This window comes from Amycolatopsis sp. WQ 127309 (assembly GCF_023023025.1).
Lineage (GTDB): Bacteria > Actinomycetota > Actinomycetes > Mycobacteriales > Pseudonocardiaceae > Amycolatopsis.
In genome coordinates this window covers 8,121,335-8,141,626 of sequence record NZ_CP095481.1, presented here as the reverse complement: position 1 = coordinate 8,141,626, position 20,292 = coordinate 8,121,335, and the positions used below count along the sequence as shown (strand labels likewise).

General features: G+C 74.9%; 1 protein-coding gene. It reads right to left on the bottom strand.

The features are described 5' to 3' along the window. Positions 1 to 102: 102 nt before the first annotated feature. Positions 103 to 20,289, bottom strand: coding sequence for a type I polyketide synthase (locus MUY22_RS36325; RefSeq protein WP_247051693.1), 20,187 nt, complete (start codon positions 20,287 to 20,289; stop codon positions 103 to 105). Positions 20,290 to 20,292 lie beyond the last annotated feature (3 nt).

Below are 20,292 nucleotides of genomic sequence, written 5' to 3'. Positions count from 1 at the left end.
GCGAACGTCCTTCTTGGCGAGTGAGTCAACCGCACGGCAGACCCGGAAACGTCTAGTTGTTGCCCGTCCCCGGGGCCGCCATCCGGCCTAGACCCGCTGCTCTCAGTCCTGTCCGCCCAGCACGAAGCGGACGAGATCGTCCGCATCCATGTCGCCGATATCGCCGTCGTCGCCGGTCTCCGCCGCGGATTCCTCGTCGTAGGTCCGCTCCGACCGGTCGACCGCCTCCACGAGCAGGTCCATCAGGCCCAGCGAGCGGAGCTGGTCGAACGAGACCGCCGCCAGGAACTTCCGGACGCGGGTCTCCTCTTCGGACAGCGGGCCGTCGTCGGCGTCGCCGAACAGCTCGCGGTGGAGGTGCCCGGCGATGGCGTTGGCGGTCGGGTAGTCGAACACCAGCGTCGAGGCCAGCCGCACGCCCGTCCGCTCCGCCAGCACGTTCCGGACCTCGACGGCGGCGAGCGAGTCGACGCCCATCTCCCGGAACGCCTGCGCCGGCTCGATGTCCGACCCGTCGCCGTAGCCGAGCAGCTCGGCGGCGATCGACCGCACCAGCGTCAGCAGCGCCTCGCGCCGCTCCGCCGGTTCCAGAGGAGCCAGTTCCTCGTGCAGGGTCGCCTCGGCCACGACGGCGTCGCGTTCGACGATCGTGTCCGCGCCCAGCGCCTGCCGGACCTCCGGCAGCTCGCTCAGCAGCGCGCTCTGGCGGGGCAGGGTGAACGTCTGGGCGAAGCGGCTCCAGTCGAAGTCCGCGGCCAGCACGGAGCCCTGGAAGCCCAGGGCGCGGCCGAACGCGGTCATCGCCTCGGCCGGGGCCAGCGGGACCAGGCCGTGGCGCTGCATGTGGTCGAGCATGTCGCCCTGCATCGCCATCCCGGTCTCGCCCCAGAGGCCCCAGCCGAGCGAGGTGCCGCGCAGCCCGCGGCGCACCCGGTCCTCGGCCAGCGCGTTCAGGTAGGCGTTGGCCGCGGCGTAGGCGCTCTGCTTGCCGCTGCCGAGCATGCCGGCGACCGACGAGTACAGCACGAAGAAGTCGAGCTCCCGGTCCCCCACGAGCTCGTCGAGCAGCCGGGCCCCGGCCACCTTGGACTTGAGGACCGCTTCGACGTCGTCCAGGGTCAAGGCGACGACGTCGGCGCCGCCCTGCGGGACGCCGGCGGAGTGGACGACACCGCGCAGCGGGTGCTCGGCCGGGATCGCGTCGAGCATCGCGGCGAGCTGGTCGCGCTCGGCGACGTCGCAGGCCACGACGGCCGCCTCGGCACCCCGCGCGGCCAGGTCTTCGACCAGCTCGGCGGCGCCCGGTGCGTCCGGGCCGCGACGGCTGGTCAGCATCAGCCGCTTGACGCCGGCGTCGGCGAGCCAGCGCGCGGTCTCGGCGCCGAGGGCGCCGGTACCGCCGGTGACCAGGACCGTGCCGGGCCCGGCCAGCGCCGGGGTGATCACCGGGGTCTCGGCCGCGGTGGTGCGGCGCAGCCGCCGGCCGAGGATCCGGCCGGTCCGCAGGCACACCTGGTCCTCGCCGTCGAGCCCGGCGAGCACCAGCGGCAGGTTCTTGAGGTCGATGTCGCTCGGTTCGGCCGTGAGGTCGACCATGCCGCCCCAGGCCGCGGACAGCTCCAGCGCGACGGTGCGGCCGAAGCCCCAGACCGCGGCCTGCTCGACGGTGTCCGCGGCGGCCGGCTTGTCCTCGACACCCAGCGCCTCGCGGGTCAGGCACCACAGCCGGACCCCGGCCGCGAACTCGTCCATCGCCATGACCAGCGCCTGGACCAGGACGGCGGTGAGCGTCATCCCGGCCGGGGCCGTCGGCGCACCCGGCAGCGGTTCGGAACGCAGGGCCAGCAGCGAGACGACGCTGTCGAACGTCCCCGGCAGTGCCTCGATCCGGGCCGCGAGCGCGACCGGGTCGGGTTCGGCGACCGGCAGCACCGTGACGTCACCGGGCAGCGCGCCGAGCACCCGGCCGACCCACGGCTGGTCCTCGGTGCCCTCGGCCACGACGGCGAGCCACCGGCCCGGCACCGCGGCTTCGGCCGGCACCTTCAGCGGCGTCCAGTCGATCGTGTACCACCAGCGGTCGATCGCGGCGTCGCTGCGCAGCTTCTCCCGCCACGACGTCAGCGCGGGCAGGACGGAGCCGAGCGCCGTGCGGTCGACGTCCAGCACCGAAGCCAGGGTGTCGACGTCGGCGGCGGCGACCGTGCCCCACAGCCGCGCGTCCGCCGCGCTCTCCCCCGCCTCGGGTGCGGCCTTCGGCTGGGCCTCGGGCCAGTAGTTCTTGCGCTGGAAGGCGTAGGTCGGCAGCGGGACGCCGGTGGTGACGCCGGCGCGGTCGAAGTAGGCGCGCCAGTCGATGGTGACGCCCTGGGCGTGCGCCCCGGCGACCGCGGTCACCATCCGGCGCCAGTCGCCCTCGCCGGTGCGCAGGGTCTCCTGGAACACCAGCGGCTCGCCGGTGGGGTCCATGGTCTGCTCCAGCGCCATCTTCAGCACCGGGCTCGGGCTGGGCTCGACGAACGCCGCGGTCCCGTCGGCGACCATCGCCGCGGACGCGTCGCCGAACAGCACGGTCTGGCGGATGTTGCGGTACCAGTACCGGGCGTCCAGCTCGGCGGTGTCCAGCAGCCCGCCGGTCACCGACGAGTAGAACCGCACGGTGCTGCTGCGCGGCGTGATCGGCGCCAGCTGCTCCAGCAGGTCGTCCTCGAGGAGCTCCACCTGCGGCGAGTGCGCGGCGAAGTTCACCCCGGCCAGGCGCCAGCGCATCATGCCGGCGGCCGAGAGGCGCTTCTCCAACGCGGTCAACGCGCCTTCGTCGCCGGAGACGGTGACCAGCTTCGGCCCGTTGACCGCGGCGATCGAAACCTCGTCACCGAGGTCCGCCACCAGGGCACGGACGTCGTCGGCCGGCGCCACGATCGACAGCATCACGCCGGTGCGGGCGAGCTTCTGCCTGATCAAGCGACTGCGCAGGGCAACTACCCGGGCGCCGTCGGACAGGCTCAGGGCGCCCGCGACGCAGGCCGCGGCGATCTCGCCCTGCGAGTGCCCGACCACGGCGGCGGGCTCGACGCCGAACTCGCGCCACAGCGCGGCCAGCGACACCATCACCGCCCACAGCGCGGGCTGGACGATGTCGACCTCCTGCAGTGCCTCGTCGTCCTCCAGGACCTCGAGCAGCGACCAGTCGACGAACTCGGACAGCGCCGCGGCGCACTCGGCCATCGTCCCGGCGAACACCGGGGACGCGGCCAGCAGGTCGCGGGCCATCCCGGCCCACTGCGAGCCCTGCCCCGGGAAGACGAACGCCGGGGCGCGGGTGCCGAAGGTGCGGCCGGTCACGACGTCCGGCGCGGCCTCCCCGGCGGCGACGGCGGTGAGCGCGGCCATCAGCCCCGCCCGGTCCTCGCCGACCAGGACGGCCCGGTGCGCGAACGCCGACCGCCCGGCGAGCGCACGGCCGATCGCGGCCGCGTCCGCCTGCTCGGGCAGGTGCGCCAGCACCCGTTCCGCCTGGCTGCGCAGGGCGGCCGACGTCCGGCCCGAGAGCACCCACGGCACGATCGCCGGCGGCGTCTCCGGGGCGGGCGCGGGGGCCGGCGCGGGGGCGGCTTCGAGCACGGTGTGGGCGTTGGTGCCGCTGATGCCGAAGGACGACACCGCCGCGCGGCGCACGCGGCCGGCGTCCGGCCACGGCCGGGCCTGCGACAGCACCTCGACGCCGCTGTCCTGCCAGTCCACGTGGGACGACGGGGTGCCGGCGTGCAGCGAGCGCGGCAGGACGCCGTGGCGCATGGCGAGGACCATCTTGATGATCCCGGCCACGCCGGCGGCGGCCTGCGTGTGCCCGATGTTGGACTTGACCGAGCCGATCGGCAGCGGGTGCTCCCGGTCGCGGCCGTAGGTGGCGATGAGCGCCTGCGCCTCGATCGGGTCACCGAGCTTGGTGCCGGTGCCGTGCGCCTCGATCGCGTCGATGTCCGAAGTGGACAGTCCGGCCGCGGCGAGCGCCTGGCGGATGACCCGCTGCTGAGACGGCCCGTTGGGCGCGGTGAGGCCGTTGGACGCGCCATCGGAGTTGATCGCCGAGCCGCGCACGACCGCGAGGATTTCGTGGCCGTTGCGCCGCGCGTCGGACATCCGCTCCAGCAGCAGCATCCCGACGCCCTCGGCGAAGCCCAGGCCGTCGGCGTCGTCGGAGAACGCCTTGCAGCGGCCGTCGGTGGCGAGGCCGCGCTGGCGGCTGAAGCCGACGAACGTGCCCGGCGTGGCCATCACGGTCGCGCCGCCGGCCAGCGCCAGCCCGCACTCGCCGTTGCGCAGCGCCTGCGCGGCCAGGTGCAGGGTGACCAGCGACGACGAGCACGCCGTGTCGACGGTCAGGGTCGGGCCTTCGAAACCGAAGGTGTAGGCGACCCGGCCGGAGGCGACGCTCGGCGAGCTGCCGTTGCTCTCGTAGCCGTCGGTGTCGGCCATGTGGTTCAGCGTCAGGCCGTAGTCGTTGTACATCACGCCGACGAACACGCCGGTGCGGCTGCCGCGCAGGGTCGCCGGGTCGATCCCGGCGCCCTCGACGGCCTCCCAGCCCGTCTCCAGCAGCAGCCGCTGCTGGGCGTCGGTGGCCAGCGCCTCGCGCGGGTTCATCCCGAAGAACTCCGGGTCGAACTCCCCCGCGTTGTGCAGGAAGCCGCCTTCGCGGGTGTAGGTCGTGCCGGGGTTGTCGGGGTCCGGGTGGTAGAGCGAGGCGATGTCCCAGCCGCGGTTGGCCGGGAACGCCGTGATCGCGTCCCGCTCCTCGGTCAGCAGCTGCCACAGGTCTTCGGGCGAGGAGACCCCGCCCGGGAACCGGCAGCTCATGCCGACGATGACGATCGGGTCGCCCGCCACCGCGGCGGGCACGGCGGTTTCGTCGGTCACCGCGCCGGAGCCGAGCAGCGCTTCCAGGAGGTGCCCGCCGAGCGCGGCGATGGTCGGGTAGTCGAACACGGCGGTGGCGCTGAGCCGGACGCCGGTCGCGCCGTCGAGCCGGTTGCGCAGCTCCAGGGCGGTCAGGGAGTCGAAGCCGAGCTGCTGGAACGTCTGGTCGGCGTCGAGCCCGCCGGTGTCGGCGTGCCCGAGGACCTGGGCGACCTGCGCGGTGATCAGCTCGCGCAGGGCCCGGACGCGCCCGGCCTCGTCGAGCGCGCCGAGCCGGCGGACGAGACCGACCGCGGCTTCCCCACCCGCCGCGGCGGCGGACCGGCGCAGCGGGACGCGGATCAGGCCGCGCAGGATCGGCGGGACTTCGCCCATGGCCCGCAGCACGGGCAGGTCGAGGTGGACCGGCGCGAGGTCGGGCACGCCGGCGGCCAGGGCCGCGTCGAACAGCCGGGTGCCCAGCTCCGCCGGGATGGCCGGGGTGCCGGCGCGGGCCATCCGCGCGAGGTCGGCGTCGGTCAGCGCGCTCGTCATGCCGCTGCCCGCGGCCCACGGTCCCCACGCGAGGGAGGTGGCCGGGAGGCCTTCGGCGTGGCGGCGGCGGGCGAGCGCGTCGAGGAACGCGTTGGCCGCCGCGTAGTTCGCCTGGCCCGCGGTGCCGACGGTGCCGGCGACCGAGGAGAACACCACGAACGACGTCAGGCCGAGGTCCTTGGTCAGCTCGTGCAGGTTCCACGCGCCCTGCGCCTTCGGCCGCAGCACGCGGTCGAAGCGCTCGGCGGTCAGGGAGTCGAGGACGCCGTCGTCGACGACGCCCGCGCTGTGCACGACGGCGGTCAGCGGGTGCTCGGCCGGGATCCCGGCCAGCAACGCGGCCAGGGCGTCCCGGTCGGCGACGTCGCACGCGGCGACGCTCGCTTCGGTGCCGTGCGCGGCGAGTTCGGCGATGAGGGCGGTGACCTCGTCGGCGTCGCCGCCGCTGCGGCTGACCAGCAGCAGCCGGCGCATGCCGTGCTCGGAGGCCAGGTGCCGGGCGAACAGCGCGCCCAGTCCCCCGGTGCCGCCGGTGATCAGGACGGTGCCGTCGGGGTCGCCGAAAGCTTCGGCTTCGGCCACGGCGACGCGGGCGAGCCGGCCGCCGTGCACCTGACCGTCGCGCAGGACGACCTGCGGTTCGTCCGTGGCGAGGGCCGCGGCCAGACCGGTTGTGTCGTCGGCGAGGTCGACCAGCGTGACGCGGCCCGGGTGCTCGGCCTGGGCGGAGCGGACGAGCCCCCAGACGGCGGCCGCGGCGGGGTCGCCGTCGGTGGCCCCGCGGGTGAGGATGACGAGTCGCGTCTCCCGCAGCCGATCTTCGGCCAGCCACTCCTGGAGCAGAGCGAGGGTGCGGGCCGTCAAAGCCTGGGCCGACTCGGCCGTGTCGTCGTGCGGCTGGTCCAGAAGCGGGAGGACCACCAGGTCGGGTGCGGCCGCGGCGGCCGCTTCGACGTCGGCGAAGGCGGTCTCGATTCCCGCTGTGGTCAGCAGTTCGGTCGTGCCGCCCAGGACACCGGCCGTGGCGAAGCCGGACGGCGTCGCGGTCAGCGGGGTCCACGTGAGCCGGTACAGGTGTTCCTGGCCCACCGGGCCGGGACGGGACGCGGTCAGCGGGCGCAGCCGCAGCGACGCGGCCTCCGCGACCGGCTGCCCGGCCGGGTCGGCGACGGCGATCGCGACACCCGCGCCGGACCGGGAGATCCGGACCCGGACGGTGGCCGCGCCGGTCGCGTGCAGCTGGACGCCTTCCCAGGCGAACGGCAGTTCCGCGGCACCGCTTTCGGTGCCCAGCAAGCCGATCGCGTGCAGGCAGGCGTCGAACAGGGCCGGGTGCAGGCCGAACGCGCCCGCCTCCCCCGCCTCGTCGCTCGGGAGCGCGACGTCGGCGAAGACGTCGTCGCCGAGCTGCCACGCGGCGGTCAGGCCGCGGAACGCTCCGGTGTAGGCCAGACCGGCGTCGGTGAGGCGCTCGTAGTGGCCGTCGAGGTCGACTTCGGTGGCGCCGGTGGGCGGCCATTCCGCGGCGTCGAAGGTGGCCGCCGGACGCGCCGGGCCGAACACGCCGGTGGCGTGCTGGATCCAGGCCAGGTCGTCGGCGTCTTCGGGTCGCGAGTAGACGGTGAGGGCGCGACGGCCATCGGCGCCCGGTTCCGCAACCCGCAGCTGCACCTGGACGCCGCCGCGGCCGGGCAGGACCAAGGGCGCGGTGAGCGTGAGTTCTTCCAGGCACGGCGTCCCGGCTTCGTCGCCGGCGCGCAGGGCGAGCTCGGCGAAGACGGTGCCGGGCAGCACCACGCTGCCGCCGACGACGTGCCCGGCCAGCCACGGGTGCCCGGACACGGACAGCCGGCTGGTCAGCAGGATCTCGCCCGACCCGGCCGGACGCACCACGGCGCCGACCATCGGGTGGCCGCCGACGCCGAGGCCCGCGGCCGTGGCGTCGCCGCGAGGCGTCGCGCCGCCCTTCGGCCAGAAGCGTTCCCGCTGGAACGCGTACGTCGGCAGCGCGGTCCGCCGGCCACCGGCCAGCACTGCGGCCCAGTCGACGCGGACGCCGGTGACGTGCAGGCCGCCCAGCCCGGCGAGCGCGGCCCGCGGCTCGGGGACGTCCTTGCGCAGCAACGGAACCGTGACGACGTCGGACGGAAGGGTGCCGGCGGTCATCGCCGACAGGACGCCGTCCGGGCCGAACTCGGCGAAGACGCGCACCCCGCGCCCGTGCAGCGCCGTGACACCGTCGGCGAAGCGGACGGTCCGGCGGACGTTGTCGACCCAGTGGTCCGGGCCGACGTCTTCCAGCAGTTCGCCGGTCACCGTGGACACGAGCGGGATCCGCGGCGTGGCGTAGGTCAGGCTCTCGGCAACGGCGCGGAACTCGTCGAGCATCGGGTCCATCAGCGGCGAGTGGAACGCGTGGCTCACCTTCAGCTGCGTCGTCTTCTCGAACCGCGCCGCGACGGCCAGCACGGCGTCCTCGACGCCCGCGAGCACGACGGCTTCGGGGCCGTTGACCGCCGCGATGGCGACGTCGTCGCCCAGCAGCGGCCGCACTTCGTCTTCGGTGGCCCGCACGGACACCATCGCGCCACCGGCGGGCAGCGCGCCCATCAGCGAAGCGCGGGCCGCGACCAGCGTGCAGGCGTCGGCCAGGGACAGCACACCCGCGACGTGCGCGGCCGCGATCTCCCCCACCGAGTGCCCGAGCACGTAGTCCGGGCGCACGCCCCACGACTCGGCGAGCCGGAACAGCGCCACTTCGAGCGCGAACAACGCGGGCTGCGCGGCAGCGGTGCCCGCCAGCGCGCGGGAGTCCTCGCCCCAGACGATCCCGGACCAGTCGCCGGGCAGCAGCTCGACGACCGAATCCCAGGCCTGGGCGAACGCGGGGTAGCGGGCGTAGAGCCGGCGGCCCATGCCGAGACGCTGGGCGCCCTGCCCGGCGAACAGGGCGGCGAGCTTCGCCGTCTCGTCCGCGTGGCCGGTGACGACGGCCGGGTGCGGCTCCCCCGCGGCCAGCGCTTCGAGCGCGGCGGCGAGTTCGCCGCGGTGCTCGGACAGCACGACCGCACGCTGGTCGAAGGCGGTCCGGCCGGTGGCGAGGCTGTACCCCGCGTCGACGCGGTTCACGTCGGTCACGTGCTCCGCCAGGCGGGCGGCTTGGGCCCGCAGGGCGGGTTCGGTGAACGCGGACAGCGGCCACGGCACGACACCGGCGTCCGGCGGCGCGTCCGGCAGGTTCGCGTCCGGGGCCTGCTCGATGATCGTGTGGGCGTTGGTGCCGCTGATGCCGAACGACGACACCGCCGCGCGGCGCGCGCGGCCGGTCTCCGGCCAGGGCCGGTTCCCGGTGACGACCTCGACGTCGCCGGCGGCCCAGTCGACGTGCGTGGACACCTCGCCGGCGTGCAGGCTCGGCGGGACGACGCCGTGCCGCAGCGCCTCGACCATCTTGATGATGCCGGCGACACCGGCGGCGGCCTGGGTATGGCCGATGTTGGACTTCACGGATCCCAGCAGCAGCGGGGTTTCCCGGTCGCGGCCGTAGGTCGCGAGCAGCGCCTGGGCCTCGATCGGGTCGCCCAGCGTGGTGCCGGTGCCGTGGCCTTCGACGACGTCGACGTCCGAAGTGGACAGTCCGGACGCGGCCAGCGCCTGGCGGATCACGCGTTGCTGCGACGGGCCGTTCGGGGCGGTGAGGCCGTTGGACGCGCCGTCGGAGTTGACCGCGGAACCCTTGACCACGGCGAGCACCGGGTGGCCGTTGCGGCGCGCGTCGGACAGCCGCTCCAGCAGCAGCATGCCGGCGCCCTCGGACCAGCCGACGCCGTCCGCGTCGTCGGAGAAGGACTTGCAGCGGCCGTCGGCGGAGAGGCCGCGCTGACGGGAGAACCCGACGAACGTGCCCGGGGTGGACATCACGGTGACGCCGCCGGCGAGGGCGAGCGTGCACTCGCCGGAACGCAGCGCCTGCGCCGCCCAGTGCAGCGCGACCAGCGACGACGAGCACGCCGTGTCCACGGTGACGGCGGGTCCTTCGAGGCCCAGCACGTACGAGACGCGGCCGGAGGCGACGCTGCCCGCGCTGCCGTTGCCCTGGTAGGCCTCGAGGTCACCGCCGGAGACGAGGCTGTTGTAGTCGTTGTACATCACGCCGGCGAACACGCCGGTCCGGCTGCCGCGCAGGACGCGCGGGTCGATGCCGGCCCGCTCGATCGCCTCCCACGAGACCTCCAGGAGCAGCCGCTGCTGGGTGTCGGTGGCGACGGCTTCGCGCGGGCTCATCCCGAAGAACGCGGCGTCGAACTCGGCCGCGTCGTGCAGGAACCCGCCGTGGCGCGTGTAGGACGTGCCCGGGTGGTCCGGGTCGGGGTCGTAGAGGGAGTCGACGTCCCAGCCGCGGTCGGACGGGAACTCGGTGATGGCGTCGGCGCCGCCGGTCACCAGCTCCCAGAGCTGCTCGGGCGTGGTGACGCCACCCGGGTAGCGGCAGCTCATCGCGACGATCGCGATCGGCTCGTCCAGGGTGGCGGCCACGGCGGGTGCCGCGTCCTGGTGGTCGTCGTCCGCGCCGGCCAGCTGGCCGGTCAGGTGCCGGGCCAGTGCGGTCATCGTCGGGTAGTCGAAGACGGTCGTGGCGGGCAGCGCGACGCCGGACGCGGCGGTCAGCTTGTTGCGCAGGTCGACGGCGGTCAGGGAGTCGAAACCGAGCTCCTGGAACGTCTTCGCGGCCGGGATCGCGGCGGCGTCGGCGTGCCCGAGCACCAGCGCGACCTGGCCGCGCACGAGGTCGAGCACGGCTTCGGCCCGCTCGTCCTCGCTCAGCCCGGCCAGGCGGCGCACCAGGCCCGCGGCGGCCGGACCGCCGCCGGCGAGCCGGCGCCCGGACACCCGGACCAGGCCGCGCAGCAGCGGCGGGATCTCCGGCTGGGTCCGGATCACCGGCAGGTCGAGGCGCACCGGCAGCAGCACGGCGCGGTCGGTGGTCAGCGCGCGGTCGAACAGCCGGATGCTCTGCTCCGGCTGCAGCACCGGCATGCCGAGCCGGGCCATCCGCTCGATGTCGGCGTCGGAGAGCGCCCGGGTCATCCCGGTCGCGGCGGCCCACGGGCCCCAGCCCAGCGACTGCGCGGGACGTCCTTCGCCGGTGCGGCGCAGGGCGAGCGCGTCGAGGAAGGCGTTGGCGGCGGCGTAGTTGGCCTGCCCGGCGCCACCGAAGGTGCCGGCGACCGACGAGAAGGAGACGAACGCGGCGAGGTCGAGGTCGCGGGTCAGCTCGTGCAGGTTCCAGGCCGCGTCCACCTTGGGGCGCAGCACGGTCGCGAGCCGCTCGGGCGTCAGCGACCCGAGGACGCCGTCGTCGAGCACACCGGCGGTCTGCACGACGGCGGTCAGCGGGTGCTCGGCCGGGACGTCTCCGAGCAGGGCTCGCAGCGCGTCGCGGTCGGCGATGTCGCAGGACCGGACGTCGACCTCGGCACCGGCCTCGGTGAGGTCGGCGACCAGTTCGGGGGCGCCGTCGGCGGCCAGGCCACGACGGCTGACGAGCAGCAGGTGCCGGGCACCGCGTTCGGTGACCAGGTGCCGGGCCAGCAGCCCGCCGAGCCCACCGGTGCCGCCGGTGATGAGCACGGTCCCGTCGGGGTTCCAGGAGGCGGCACTTTCACGTGAAAGTGCCGCGTCGGCGCGGGTGAGGCGGGCCGCGCGCAGGTCACCGTCGACCAGCGTGACCTGCGGTTCGCCGGTGCCGAGCGCGGACGGCAGCGCGGCCAGGGACTCGGCGGTGCCGTCGAGGTCCACCAGCACGATGCGGCCCGGGTGCTCGACCTGGGCGGTGCGGGCGAGGCCCCAGACGGCGGCCGCGGGCAGGTCGGCCCCGGTCGTCGCACCGCGGGTGACGAGCACCAGCTGCGCCGCGGCGAACCGCTCGTCGGCCAGCCAGTCCTGCAGCAGGGCCAGGACGTGCGTGGTGAGCTCGTGCGTCTCCTGGACGACATCGGCGTTCTCGTCGCCGGCGAGCGACCACAGGACGAACGGCGGGACGTCGCCCTCGAACGCCAGCGGGCCCGAAAGCCGCGCCGCGTCCGGGAAGACGTCCGCGAGACCGAGCGGATCGGCGCCGGTCACCGCGACCGCGCCGGTCTCGGGGGCGCCGGGGGTGAACGGGATCCAGTCGAGCTGGAACAGGGAGTCGCGGTCGGCGGTGTCGTCGATCGCGCCCGAGGGCAGCGGCCGGAGCACCAGCGAGCGCACGGACGCGACGGGGTGGTCGTCGGCGTCGGTGACGTACAAGGACACCGCGTCGTCCCCGGCGGGCGAGATCCGCACGAGCACCGCGGTCGCGCCCGCGGCGTGCACCGAGACGCCTTCCCACGAGAACGGCAGCGAACCGGGCCGGACGGCGGTGCTGAACGACGTCGCGTGCAGGCACGCGTCGAGCAGCGCGGGGTGCAGCCCGAACGACGCCGCGTCGGTGTGTTCGTCCTCGGGCAGCTCGACCTCGGCGAAGACGTCCTCGCCGTGCCGCCACATCGCGGTCAGGCCGCGGAAGGCCGGGCCGTACTCGAAGCCCTGGTCGGCGAACCGGTCGTACAGGTCGTCCAGGTCGGCTTCGGCCGCACCGTCGGGACGGCGGACCGGTTCCGGCGCGGGTTCGGCGGTGGCCAGGAGCGTGCCGCTCGCGTGCCGGGTCCACGGCTGGTCGATGGCGTCTTCGCGGCGCGAGTAGACGGTGATCGGCCGGTCGCCGGCCTCGTTGAGCGGCCCGACGGCGACCTGGACGTGCGTGCCGGCCTCGTCGGCCAGCACCAGCGGCGCTTGCAGGGTCAGCTCGCCGACGCCCGGGCAGCCGAGCTGGTCGCCCGCGCAGACGGCGAGCTCGAGCAGCGCGGTGCCGGGCAGCAGGACCGAACCGGCGATGCGGTGCCCGGCCAGCCACGGGTGCGTGGCCAGCGAAACCCTTGCGGTGAACAGGAACCCGCCCGATTCGGGCAGTTCGATGCCGCCGCCGAGCAGCGGGTGGGCGACGGCGCCGAGGCCGATCGCGCCGACGTCGCCGGGCAGCGTGGCCATCCGCGGCCAGAAGCGTTCGTGCTGGAAGGCGTAGGTGGGTAGGGCGAGCTGGTGGCCGCCCACGAAATAGGCGTCCCAGTCGACGTCGACGCCGTGCGCGTGGACCGCGGCGAGCGCGTCGACGAGCGCGTCGACGTCCTCGCGGTCGCGGCGCAGTGCCGGGACGGCGACGGCTTCGGCGGGGAGACTGTCGGCGGCCATGGCGCTGAGCACGCCGGCCGGGCCGACCTCGAGGAACGCCGTGACGCCGTCGGTGAGCAGGGCCGCGACGCCGTCGGCGAACCGGACGGCCTCGCGGACGTGACGCACCCAGTAGTCCGCCGTGCCCAGCTCGTCACCGGCGATCGCGCCGGTCAGGTTCGACACCACCGGCAGCTCGGCCGGGGCGTACTCGACGGTCTCCGCGATCGCGCGGAAGTCGTCGAGCATCGGGTCCATCAGCGGCGAGTGGAACGCGTGGCTGACCTTGAGCCGGCTGGTCCGGTGACCATCCGAGGCGAAGGTCGCGGCGATCTGGGTGACCACGTCTTCGTCGCCCGACAGGACGACCGACTCCGGCCCGTTGACCGCGGCGACCGACACTCCGGCGCGGCCGTCGATCGCCTCGGCGACCGCCTCTTCGGTCGCGTTGATCGCGACCATCGCGCCGGACGCGGGCAGCGCGGCCATCAAGCGGCCGCGCGCCGCCACCAGGCGGGCGGCGTCGGCGAGGGAGAAGACACCGGCGACGTGCGCCGCGGCCAGCTCGCCGATCGAGTGGCCGAGCAGCAGGTCCGGCGTGACGCCCCAGGAGCGCAGCAGGCGGTACAGCGCGACCTCGATCGCGAACAGCGCGGGCTGCGCGACGTCGGTCGATTCGAGCGACGCGTCGGCGTCGAACATGCGCTCCCGCAGTGAGAACCCGAGTTCCGGGTCGAGGTGCGCGCAGACGTCGTCGAGGGCGGCGGCGAACGCCGGGAAGCGCTCGTACAGCTCACGGCCGGCCCCGGCGCGCTGGGCGCCCTGGCCGGTGAACAGGAACGCCGTCCTGGCCCCCGGGGTGGCCGGGGCGGGCACGTCCTCCCCCGCCGCGAGGGCGGTGAGGGCGGCGACCGGGTCGCCGGTGAGGACCGCGCGGTACTCGAACGCGGTCCGGGTGGTGGCCAGTGACCAGGCGACGTCGCGGGGGTCGGCGCCGCCGACCGCCGTCAGGAGCCGTTCGGCCTGCGCGCGCAAGGCTTCGGGGGTCCGGGCGGCCAGCAGCCACGGCGCGGGCCGGTCGTCCCGGGTCACCACGGGTGCCGGTTCGGCGGCCGGGGCCTGCTCCAGCACGACGTGGGCGTTGGTGCCGCTGATGCCGAACGACGACACCGCGGCCCGGCGCGGCCGGCCGGTCTCGGGCCACGGCCGGGTGTCGGTCACGAGCTGGATGTCGCCGGCCGTCCAGTCCACGTGGGACGACGGCGCGTCGATGTGCAGGCTCTTCGGGACGACGCCGGCGCGCATGGCGAGCACGGCCTTGATCACACCCGCGACACCGGCGGCGGCCTGGGTGTGGCCGAGGTTCGACTTGACCGAGCCGAGCAGCAGCGGCTGGAACTCGTCGCGTTCCTGGCCGTAGGTGGCCAGCAGCGCCTGCGCTTCGATCGGGTCACCGAGGGTGGTGCCGGTGCCGTGGCCTTCGACGACGTCCACTTCGGACGGTGTCAGCCCGGCGGCGCCGAGCGCCTGGCGGATGACGCGCTGCTGCGACGGCCCGTTCGGGGCGGTGAGGCCGTTGGACGCGCCGTCGGAGTTGACGGCGGAGCCGCGGACCACGGCGAGCACGGGGTGGCCGTTGCGGCGCGCGTCGGACAGCCGCTCCAGCACGAGGACGCCGACGCCTTCGGACCAGCCGACGCCGTCGGCACCGTCCGCATAGGACTTGCAACGGCCGTCGGCGGCGAGGCCGCGCTGGCGGCTGAAGTCGATGAACGTGCCGGGCGTGGCCATCACGGTGACGCCGCCGGCCAGGGCCAGCTCGCACTCGCCGCGTTGCAGGGCGGTGGCCGCCATGTGCAGCGCGACCAGCGACGACGAGCACGCGGTGTCGACGGTGACCGACGGGCCTTCCAGCCCGAAGACGTAGGAGATGCGGCCGGACAGCACGCTGCCCGCGTTGCCGGTGCCGAGGTACCCGAGCGAGTCGGCCGGGAACTCGACGTTGGCGCCGAGGTAGTCGTGGTACATGATCCCGGCGTAGACGCCGGTGCGGCTGCCGCGCAGGGTGCCCGGCCGGATCCCGGCGCGTTCCAGGGCCTCCCACGACGTCTCCAGCAGCTGGCGCTGCTGCGGGTCCATCGCCAGGGCCTCACGCGGCGAGATGCCGAAGAAGCCGGGGTCGAAGCCCGCGACGTCGTCGAGGAAGCCGCCGTCGCGGGTGTAGCTGGTGCCCGCGTGGTCGGGGTCGGGGTGGTAGATGGCCTCGACGGGCCAGCCGCGGTCGCCGGGGAAGCGCGAGATGCCGTCACCGTCGCCGACGACGAAGTCCCACAGCTCGTCCGGCGACGTGATGCCGCCCGGGTAGCGGCAGCCCATCGACACGATGACGACGGGATCGGACTCGACGGCGGCCGCGGTGCGCACCGGCGTCCGGTCGACGGCATCGAGGGAGCCGACGAGTTCGTCGTGCAGGTGGCGGGCCAGGGCGAGGACCGTCGGGTAGTCGAAGACGAGCGTCGCGGGCAGCCGCAGACCGGTCTCGGCCTGCACGGCGTTGCGCAGCTCGACCGCCGACAGCGAGTCGAAACCGAGGTCGGAGAACGACTGGGCGGGCTCGACCTGGCTGATCGAGCTGTAGCCGAGCAGGCCGACGACGTGCGTGCGCACCAGGTCGACGAGCGCGCGCTGCCGGTCGGCCGGGGCGAGCGCGGCGAGCCGGGCGGTCAGGCCCGAGTCCGCCTTCGGGCGGCGGCGGGCCGAGCCGCGCACCAGGCGTCGCAGCAGCGGCGGGACCTCCGGCGCGCCCGAGAGCGTGTCGAGGTCGAGGCGCACCGGGGCGAGCAGGGCGTCGTCGGCGCCGAGCGCGGCGTCGAACAGGCTCAGCGCCTGGTCCAGGGCGAGCGGCGGGGTGCCGGCGCGGGTCATCCGTTCGATGTCGGCGTCCGCGAGGGTGCCGGCCATGCCGAGGTTGCCGGTGCCATCGGACTCCCAGGGCGCCCACGCGCCCCAGGCGAGCGAGACGGCCGGAAGTCCTTGTGTGCGGCGGTGGTCGGCGAGGGCGTCGAGGAAGGCGTTGGCGGCGGCGTAGTTGCCCTGCCCGGCCGCGCCGAAGACGCCGGCGACGGACGAGAAGAGCACGAACGCCGTGACGCCGGGCCGGTCGGCGGTCAGTTCGTGGAGGTGCCAGGCGGCGTCGACCTTGGGCCGCAGTACGGCGTCGACCTGCTCGCCGGTGAGCGACGGGAAGGTCGCGTCGGCGAGGACGCCCGCGGTGTGCACGACGGCGGTGATCTCGTGCTCCGCGAATACCGCGGCCAGGGCGTCGCGGTCGGCGACGTCGCACGCGATCGCCGTGGCGTCGGCGCCCAGTTCGGCGAGGTCGGCGCACAGGCGGTCGGCGCCGGGGGTGTCCGGGCCGCGGCGGCCGAGCAGCAGCAGCCGGCGGACGCCGTGTTCGGTGACGAGGTGCCGGGCGACCTGGCCGCCGAGCCCGCCGAGGCCACCGGTGACGAGCACCGTCGACGTCTCGCCGAACACCGGCGTCGCATCGGTGGTGACGGCGGCGCGCGCGAGCCGGGGCACGCACAGCTTTCTCTCACGGATGGCGATCTTGGGCTCGCCCAGGGCCACCGCGGCGCTCAGCAGCTCCGCGGACGCGGGGTCGTCGTCCAGCTCGACCAGGGTGATCCGGTCCGGCTGCTCGGCCTGGGCCGAGCCCAGCAGACCCCACAGCGGTGCCGTGACGAGGTCGCCGTGGGTCACCACGACCAGCCGCGAGCGGGCGAACCGGTCGTCGGCCAGCCAGTCCTGGACGGTGCTCAGGGCCGCGTGAACGGCTTCCCTCACCGCACTGGGAGTTTCGCCGTCCGGGACGACCGGGGTGTAGCGGACGTGCGCCGGGATCTCCGGGCCGAAGCCCTCGCCGAGCGCGGGCCAGTCCGCGACGGCGGGGGCCGCACCGGCCGGGACCGGGACCCACTCGACCGTGAAGAGCGATTCGTGGCGTGCCTTGCGTCCGGTGTTGGTGGAAACCGGGCGCAGGGCGAGGGAATCCACCGTCGCCACGGGCTCACCGGCGGCGTCGGAGACGTTCAGGGAGACCGAAACCGGGTTGGTCGCGTCGATCCGGACGCGCAGCGCGGACGCGCCGGCGGCGTGCAGGGTGACGCCGGACCACGCGAAGGGCAGCAGGCGGTCCGCGTCGTCGGCCCGGCCCGCCGCGCCGAGCGCATGCAGGGCGGCATCGAGCAGCGCGGGGTGCAGACCGTAGGAGTCGGCGGCGGTCGCCTGACGCGGGCGCGAGACCTCGGCGAACACCTCGTCACCCCGGCGCCACACGCGCTCCAGGCCCTGGAACGCGGGCCCGTAACCGAAGCCGACCGAGGCGAGGCCGTCGTAGAAGCCGGTGATGTCGACCTCGTCGGCGCCGGCGGGCGGCCAGGCCTCCGCGGCCGGGACCGTGACCGGCTCCCCCGGGGCGAGCACGCCGCTGGCGTGCCGCTCCCAGGCCGTGTCCTCCGGTTCGTCGTCCAGTCGCGAGTGGACGGTGATCGGGCGGCGGCCGGCGTGGTCGGCCGCGCCGACGATCAGCTGCAGCCGCACCCCGCCGCGCTCCGGCACGACCAGCGGCGCTTCGAGGGTGAGTTCGGCGACCTGCGGGCAGCCGACGCTGTCGCCGGCGCGCACGGCCAGCTCCAGGAACGCCGTGCCCGGCAACAGGATCGAGCCCATGATGACGTGGTCGGCCAGCCACGGCGTGGCCGCCGCGGTGAGCCGGCCGGTGAACAGGTAACCCTCGCCGTCGGCCAGGCCGATCGCGGTGCCGAGCAGCGGGTGCCCGGCCGCGGTGAGACCCAGGCCGGCGGGGTCGGTGGCCGCCGCGCCCGGCGGCGTCGCCTCGGGCCAGTACCGCTCGTGCTGGAACGCGTAGGTCGGCAGGTCCACCCGGGTCGCGCCGGTCCCGGCGTAGAACCCGGCCCAGTCGACGAGCACCCCCGCGACGTGCAGCGTCGCGACCGCCGTGGCGACGGAGAGTTCTTCCGGCCGGCCCGAGCGCAGCAGCGGCACGCAGCGGACGTCGTCGCTCACGGTCTGCTGGGCCATCGCGCTGAGCACGCCGTCCGGCCCCAGCTCGACGAACCGGGTGACGTCGCGTTCGGCCAGCCAGCGGACGCCGTCGGCGAAGCGGACGGCTTCGCGGACGTGCGAAACCCAGTACGCCGGGTCCTGCAGCTCACCCGGGGTCGCGACGCGGCCGGTGCGGTTCGAGACCACCGGCAGGCGGGCTTCGCCGTAGGTGATCCCGCGCGCCACGGCGGCGAACTCGCCGAGCATCGGCTCCATCAGCGGCGAGTGGAAGGCGTGGCTGACGCGTAGGCGCTTGGTCCGGCGGCCGCGCGCGGTCAGTTCGGCGGCGAGCTCGTCGATCGCCGTCTCGTCGCCGGAGAGCACGACGGAGTCCGGGCCGTTGATCGCGGCCAGCGAGACCGCGGCTTCGCGACCGGCGAGCAGTTCGAGGGCTTCGGCCTCGGGGATCTCGGCGGCGAGCATCGCGCCACCGGCCGGCAGCGCCTGCATGAGCCGGCCGCGGGCCGAGACGAGCGCGCAGGCGTCCTCGAGGGAGAACACGCCGGCGACGTGGGCCGCGGCGATCTCGCCGACGGAGTGGCCGAGCAGGTAGTCCGGGTGCAGGCCCCACGACTCGGTCAGCCGGAAGAGCGCGACCTCCAGCGCGAACAGGGCGGCCTGCGCGTACTGGGTGTCGTCGAGGTCGCCGGTGCCGCGGACGACGTCGGTCAGCGCGGGGTCGAGGTGGGCGCACGCGGCGTCCCAGGCCTCGGCGAACACCGGGAACGCCTGGTACAGCTCGGTTCCCATGCCGACCCGCTGGGCGCCTTGGCCGGTGAACAGGAACGCGACGGCGCCCGAGGCGGCCACGCCGGAGGGGCCGTTGCCCGCGGCGAGGGCGGCCAGACCCTGGCGGAGGTCGTCGAGGCCGGCGCCGGTGACGACCGCGCGGTGCGGCAACGCGGCGCGGGTGGTGCCGAGCGAGTACGCGAGGTTCAGCGGCGCGACCTCTCCGTCCACAAAGGACAGCAGACGCGCGGCCTGGGCCCGCAGCCCGGCCGCGTTCTTGCCCGCCAAGGGCCAGTTCAGCACGCCCTGGACGCGGACGTCCGGCGAGGACTCCCGCTCGGGGATCGCCGGGGCCTGCTCCAGGATGATGTGGGCGTTCGTGCCGCTGAGGCCGAACGACGAGACGCCGGCGCGGCGCGGACGGTCGGTCTCCGGCCACTCGCGGGTGCCGGTGACCAGGGCCAGGCCGCTGGAGTCCCAGTCGAGGGCCGGGGTGGGCGCGTCGACGCCGAGGGTCTCGGGCAGCACGCCGTGCTGCAGGGCGAGCACCATCTTCAGCACACCGGCGACGCCGGCCGCGGCCTGGGTGTGGCCCAGGTTCGACTTCACCGAGCCGAGCCACAGCGGCTCGCCCTGGCGGTCACGGCCGTAGGTGGCGGCCAGAGCGCGGGCCTCGATCGGGTCGCCGAGGGTGGTGCCGGTGCCGTGGGCCTCGACGGCGTCGACGTCGGCCGGGGTCAGCCCGGCGCCGGCGAGCGCGGCACGGATGACGCGTTCCTGCGCGGGCCCGCTCGGGGCGGTCAGGCCGTTGGACGCGCCGTCCTGGTTGACCGCGCTCCCCCGCATGACCGCGAGGATCCGGTGGCCGTTGCGTTCGGCGTCGGACAGCCGCTCCAGGACGAGGACGCCCGCGCCCTCACCCCAGCCGGTGCCCTCGGCGCCGGCGGCGAACGAGCGGCAGCGGCCGTCGGGCGCCAGGCCGCGCTGGCGGCTGAAGGCGATGAACAACGTCGGGGTGGCCATGATCGTCGCGCCACCGGCCAGGGCCAGCGAGCAGTCGCCGCGGCGCAGCGCGTGCGCGGCCAGGTGCATCGCGACCAGCGACGCCGAGCACGCGGTGTCGACGGTGATCGCGGGGCCTTCGAGGCCGAGCGCGTAGGCGACGCGGCCGGAGAGCACGCTGGAGGCGTTCGCCGTGGACAGGTAGTCCTCGGCGCCTTCGGCCGCGCTGGCCGCGAGGTGGATGTAGTCCTGGAAGTTCGTGCCGGTGAACACGCCGGTCGACGAGCCGCGCAGCGCGGCCGGGTCGATCCCGGCGCGTTCGATCGCCTCCCAGGAGATCTCCAGCATCAGCCGCTGCTGCGGGTCCATGACCAGCGCTTCGCGCGGCGAGATGCCGAAGAACGCGGGGTCGAAGTCCCCCGCGTCGTGCAGGAAACCGCCGTGCCGCACGTACGACGTGCCGCGGGTGTTGCCCTCGGCGTCGTGCAGCCGGTCGACGTCCCAGCCGCGGTCGTCCGGGAACTCCGTGATCGCGTCGCGGCCGCCGGACAGCAGCTCCCACAGTGCCTCGGGACTCGAGGCCCCGCCGGGGAACCGGCAGCCCAGGCCGACGATCGCGATCGGCTCCTGGTCCGCCGTCTCGGCTTCACGCAGCTTTTCGCGGGTCTCCTGCAGCTCCACGGTGACGCGCTTGAGGAAGTGCCGAAGCTTCTCTTCGTTGTCCATGAA

Coding starts and splice junctions, on each gene's coding strand:
- MUY22_RS36325 (WP_247051693.1), bottom strand. CDS start 20,289: ATGGACAACGAAGAGAAGCTTCGGCACTTCCTCAAGCGCGTCACCGTG.